The sequence below is a fragment of the Betaproteobacteria bacterium genome (genome assembly GCA_016791345.1).
GTDB lineage: Bacteria > Pseudomonadota > Gammaproteobacteria > Burkholderiales > JAEUMW01 > JAEUMW01.
In genome coordinates, this window is record JAEUMW010000234.1 from 1 (window position 1) to 4,519 (window position 4,519).

5 protein-coding genes are annotated in these 4,519 nt (G+C 64.9%); 1 reads left to right on the top strand and 4 read right to left on the bottom strand.

Translation table 11 applies throughout. The features are described from left to right. Positions 1 to 1,376: saccharopine dehydrogenase NADP-binding domain-containing protein (locus JNK68_09230; GenBank protein ID MBL8540541.1), on the bottom strand; the 1,376-nt coding region annotated here is incomplete at its 3' end. A gap of 190 nt (positions 1,377 to 1,566) precedes the next feature. Between JNK68_09230 and JNK68_09235 the strand changes: the two genes are divergently transcribed. Beyond that, positions 1,567 to 2,061, top strand: coding sequence for a DUF882 domain-containing protein (locus tag JNK68_09235; protein MBL8540542.1), 495 nt, complete (start codon positions 1,567 to 1,569; stop codon positions 2,059 to 2,061). Positions 2,062 to 2,096: 35 nt separating this feature from the next. On the opposite strand, the gene JNK68_09240 is transcribed toward JNK68_09235, so the two are convergent. From JNK68_09240 to JNK68_09250, 3 genes are all read right to left on the bottom strand, one after another. Then, on the bottom strand, positions 2,097 to 3,323 hold the full coding sequence (locus tag JNK68_09240; protein ID MBL8540543.1) for a hypothetical protein: 1,227 nt from the start codon (positions 3,321 to 3,323) through the stop codon (positions 2,097 to 2,099). Between the two features lie 291 nt (positions 3,324 to 3,614). Further along, positions 3,615 to 4,202 (bottom strand): MBL fold metallo-hydrolase, encoded by a 588-nt coding sequence (locus tag JNK68_09245; GenBank protein MBL8540544.1) that lies wholly within the window; start codon positions 4,200 to 4,202, stop codon positions 3,615 to 3,617. Between the two features lie 101 nt (positions 4,203 to 4,303). Further along, a partial coding sequence (locus JNK68_09250) for a Cache 3/Cache 2 fusion domain-containing protein (protein ID MBL8540545.1) occupies positions 4,304 to 4,519 on the bottom strand: 216 nt, incomplete at its 5' end.

Here is a 4,519-nt window from a genome sequence, read left to right on the forward strand (position 1 = left end):
CGCGATCCGAGCCAGTAGGCGCACTTTGCGTGGCCCATCAGCAGGACGCCCAACTCGTCGATGCCGTCCGTTATCTCGTCCATCAGGATGCGACGGTCGGCCTGCATGTGCCAGTTCTTGCCGGCCAGTTCGTGCACTGAAAGCACTGCCGCATCGCAAGGGTGATACGCGTAGTGCACCGTGGGGCGATACAGCACGCGATCGCCGTCGCGGACGGTGAGGTAGTCGGCGATGGAGATCGACTCGCCGTGGGTGATCAGGAAGCCGTGGTACGGGCCCTCCAGGGGCGTCCACGAGCGTACGCGCACGGACGCTCCGGGCCGCTGCAGATAGATGGCGGCATCACAGCCGAATTCGTGCCGTTTCCCATCCGGCGGGAAGTGCCGTTCGTGGCTCCCCCATCCGAGCTCCGCAGGTTGCGACCCTTCGCCGGCGAAACCTTCCACCGACCAGGTGTTCACGAACTCCCCCACACGCTTCGGCACGTTCGACGTCTGCGTGTCGCGCTCGGCGATGTGGATCACCTTGACGCCGAGCTGCATGGCGAGCTTCGCCCAGTCGTCTCGCGAAGCGGGCTTCGCGCTGCCATGACCCGTGTCGCGCGCGACATCGAGCAGGGCCCGCTTGACGAAGCTCGACACCCAGCCGGGGTTGGCGCCGTGGGTCGGCATGATGGTCGGTCCCGCGGCGTGATTGCGCCGCAGATCGAGCGCTGCCTCGCGCATCGCGTAATTCGAGCGCAGCGAGGGTGACAGCGAGGTGTCCGTGTAGCCACCTGCCCAGGGCTCGATGCAACCGTCGAGATACATTGTCCCGCGCTCGAAGCACAGTTCCATGAGCGCAACCGAGGAGACGTCGACGGAGAGGTTGAGGAGGAAGTCGCCTTTTGATATCCGGGGAATCAGGACGTCCCGGAAGTTCTGACGGGTGAGCGGCGAAATCTCGAAGGAGATGCCATAGCGAGTGGCTTCGGCGTGGCCGCGCTCGTCGGCCGTGATGATGCTGATCTGCTCCGGTTTCAGATCGATATGGCGCAGGATGAGGGGAAGCACCCCTTGGCCGACGCTGCCGAAGCCGACAAAAAGAAGTCGACCGGAGAACGTGAGCTTTTTGATTTCGTAACCCTTGCCTTTGAGTTGGTTGAGGTAGATCGGCCAATTCGAGCGGGCGAGTATAGCATCCTGCCGCAATGCAGCGAACTCGCCGGGCAACCGACCCGGCAAGCGGTCGGAGGGAACGCTCGGTCCCCTCGATTGCCGGGCTCCGGGGCGATGACTCCCCTCGGCGCACCGGGGTTCTCGTTTCGCCGCGACTGCGGCATACTCTCGGCGCCCAGTGGCTTCGAAAGTCGGGTTGCAGGCACCCGCGACGAGCATGCTTGCTGCACCGCATGGAAGTTGCATGACGGGTCGCCCGAAGCGGACCATGCGGCAAAGCAGGGCGCCTTCGAGATCCGCCTTCCACCCCAGCAACAGAGATCAAGGAGTACCCGTGAGCCAATCCTCCGGCAACGAACCTCCGCGGCGGCGACGCTTTCTCAAGGCAATCGCCGGTGCTGCCCTTGCCATGCCGGCGCTCGGTCTGCCCGGCGTCGGCCACGCCTACGCGAGCTATCGGCAGGCAAGTCGACTCGCTTTCGAGCACACGCACACCGGGGAGCGCATCTCGCTGGTGTACCGCCTGGAGGGAACGTACGTTCCTGCTTCGCTGAGGTCGCTCGACTATTTCCTGCGCGATTTCCGGACCGGTGATCAACACCGGATCGACCCCGAGTTGCTGGACATCCTTTCCAGCCTGTCGGCAGTGACTGGCAGCAAGGCACCGTTCCAGGTCATTTCCGCTTACCGCTCGGCGCACACGAACGCCATGCTCCGCGAGCGCGGAAGAGGTGTGGCCAAGTCGAGCCTGCACCTGGAGGGACGCGCGATCGACATCCGACTCGCCGATGTGCCGCTGGCAGATCTGCGCGATGCCGCCTTGAGCCTCAAGGCGGGCGGCGTCGGCTATTACCCCGGACCGGAGTTCGTCCACGTCGATACCGGGCGCATTCGCGCCTGGTAGTTGGCCGCCGGCGGGCACCTTCCGCCGGCACGCCCTCAGAACGGCAGCAGTTTCTTCAGCGCGTCGACGCCTTCCTTCACCGGGTCGACGGGCCTCGAACCCGCACCGCTTTCCTGCTCGGGCGCACCCGCAGGCGGCGCGACACCGCGCTCGCTGCCTCCGCCGTGGCGCATCATCGCATCGCCCATCCCGAGGAACGCCATGCCCTCGGACTTGACGCGCACCTTGGCGGTCCAGATCGGCTCCCAGTTCGCTTTCGCGTCGGCGGGCCGCGGCGGGTACGCGAGGTTGAGTTCTTCGCCGTAGGCGATCATGCGCACCATCGTCCCTTCAGAGCCTTCGAAGATGCCTTTCGGGATCGCGCAGGTCTGCGTACTCGGCGGCAGGATCACTTTCTCGGTGATCAGCTTGCGGACGAAATCATTCGGCAGGTAGCTCATGAGGCCGAAGCCCGAGTCCTGCACTTCGCTCGAGGTCCAGACGATCATCTCGCCGTTGGCCGAACGGTGGCCGAGCGCCATCAGGAAGTAGCCCGTCGCGGTGGGAATCGCCTGCCATTCGAGTCGGACCGACTCCGCGGGCGAGCCCTGCGCCACGAGTTGCACCGGAGCCATGAAATCCTGCTGCTGTCCGAGCTTGAACTTGATCTCCGGCGTGTAGTTGCCGTGGACGAGGTGATCACCCTGCAGCGAGGCGCCAGCGGGTACCGGTCGGTTGTCCTGCTGGTTCGGCCAGACTGCCCGGCCGGGTCCCCACGGTCCCCGCTCCGGCGCGCTGCGGCCCTTCATCGTCTGGCCGAACTGCACGAGGGACATCTTTTCGGTATCGGCGACCTTGGGCTGGCCCGGACGGACGGCCTCCCCGCAGCCCCAGTAGAACAGCATGCGCGCCTTCGGCTTCTCGATCTTCCCCGGTGTTCCTTCCTCCTCCGGTGAAGGGGTTTTCTTCTCGACGGTGGGCAGCACCAGCGGAAGCGTCGGGCCCATGTTGAGCGCCTGCGGAATGTCGTGAGTCGCCTCGGGCGAGGCAGGTTTCGCGTTGCGTGAATAGAGCCAGAGGTTGAGGGACTGCTGCGGCCCTCCGGCCATTCCCATCATCGAACCGACGATGCCGCCAAGACCGCCCGGCATGCCGGGAATGCTTGAGTTGTTGGTGGCGACATCGACCCAGTACTGTGCCTGAGGCGCCTTGGTGTCGGCGGCGGCGACCAGAGGAAACGCTGAGATTGCGGCAACGGCAATGCGGGACTTCACGAACGACATCGGATGGGCTCCTCAGTGACGAAGGGACGGCAATGGCGGAGCCGAAGTCTACCGCAGCAAACCGGGCGGTCGAGCGTGGTGGCGCATGGGCGGCAGGAGGAACGCGGGTCCGAACGGGAGAACCGCAGCACCGATGCTGCGAACAGGCAGCAGGCGGCTGTTTCCGGTTTCGGGAGCCTGCGATCGCCTTCGACGGCGCTGCCGCGAGCATGCACCCTTTGCAATGTGCATCAACGCGAGGCCAGTCGTGTGCTCGCGACCTTGTGTGCGCCGTCCTCGGCGAGCGGATAACTAGCGCATCAGTGCGGCGAGTCGTGTCGCCCCGAGCAATCCGTCGGCTACATCGTCACTCCCAGCAAGCAGTGCGCGATACGTTCGCAGATCCTCCTGATCCATCGCGAACGGGACGGCGTGCTCGTAAAGCGCCCGGGGCTGGGCGCCAAGCACCAGCACCGTGCCGAGACCGGCGTACAGATAGCGGTTGCTGAACGCTTCCCGCAACGCGACGAAGGTCGGCTCGCCGGTGCAATGACCCGGTGCGATGTAGGCCACCTTCCACGTGTCGCGCAGCGCGCTCGTGACCTTGGCGATGGCATCGTCCTGGGCCACCACGAGATGGAACCCGCCGGCGATCATGTGGACGCGCTTGTTGCCGCTCGCCGTACTGGCGGCCTCGACGATGTTGAGAATGCCCGGATGCGAGCACCCGACGACCAGCACGAGGCCTTCCGGCGTATTGACGGCGAGCGAGATCTCCTTCAGCTCCTTCGTGCCGGGGACGTCGGAGACGAGCGCGATCAGCCAGATCCCCGGTGCGACCTCGGTCGTCTTGTCGATCAGCTCGAAATTGCCGCCGGGCCAAGCGGTGCCGAACACCATGGTCTGGGGCGGTGCGCCGTCGTAATAGCGTTGATCCGCCGGTAGCGAATCGGCCTTGCGGTAGAAGCTGCTCGGCAGCGAAGAACCATAGACGGGATCCGCTACTTCTTGTACCCGACGTAGTAAATGCCGATGACCTTGCCGGAGGCGTCCTTGATCGGCTCGTAGCCGGTGATGTACGGCACTTCCAAGATGGTCACTTCACCATAGAAGGGTTCGCCCTTGTTGATATTGACGATCGCCTTGCCTTTGGGATCGAGGATGGTTCCGGTTGCCCGCCCGCTCCCGTCCGGCTTCGGCACATTCGTGGACACGCG

Excerpts from the sequence above, each read along its gene's own strand:
- JNK68_09240 (MBL8540543.1), bottom strand. The coding sequence starts at position 3,323 with ATGTCGTTCGTGAAGTCCCGCATTGCCGTTGCCGCAATCTCAGCGTTT.
- JNK68_09235 (MBL8540542.1), top strand. The coding sequence starts at position 1,567 with ATGCCGGCGCTCGGTCTGCCCGGCGTCGGCCACGCCTACGCGAGCTAT.
- JNK68_09245 (MBL8540544.1), bottom strand. The coding sequence starts at position 4,202 with ATGGTGTTCGGCACCGCTTGGCCCGGCGGCAATTTCGAGCTGATCGAC.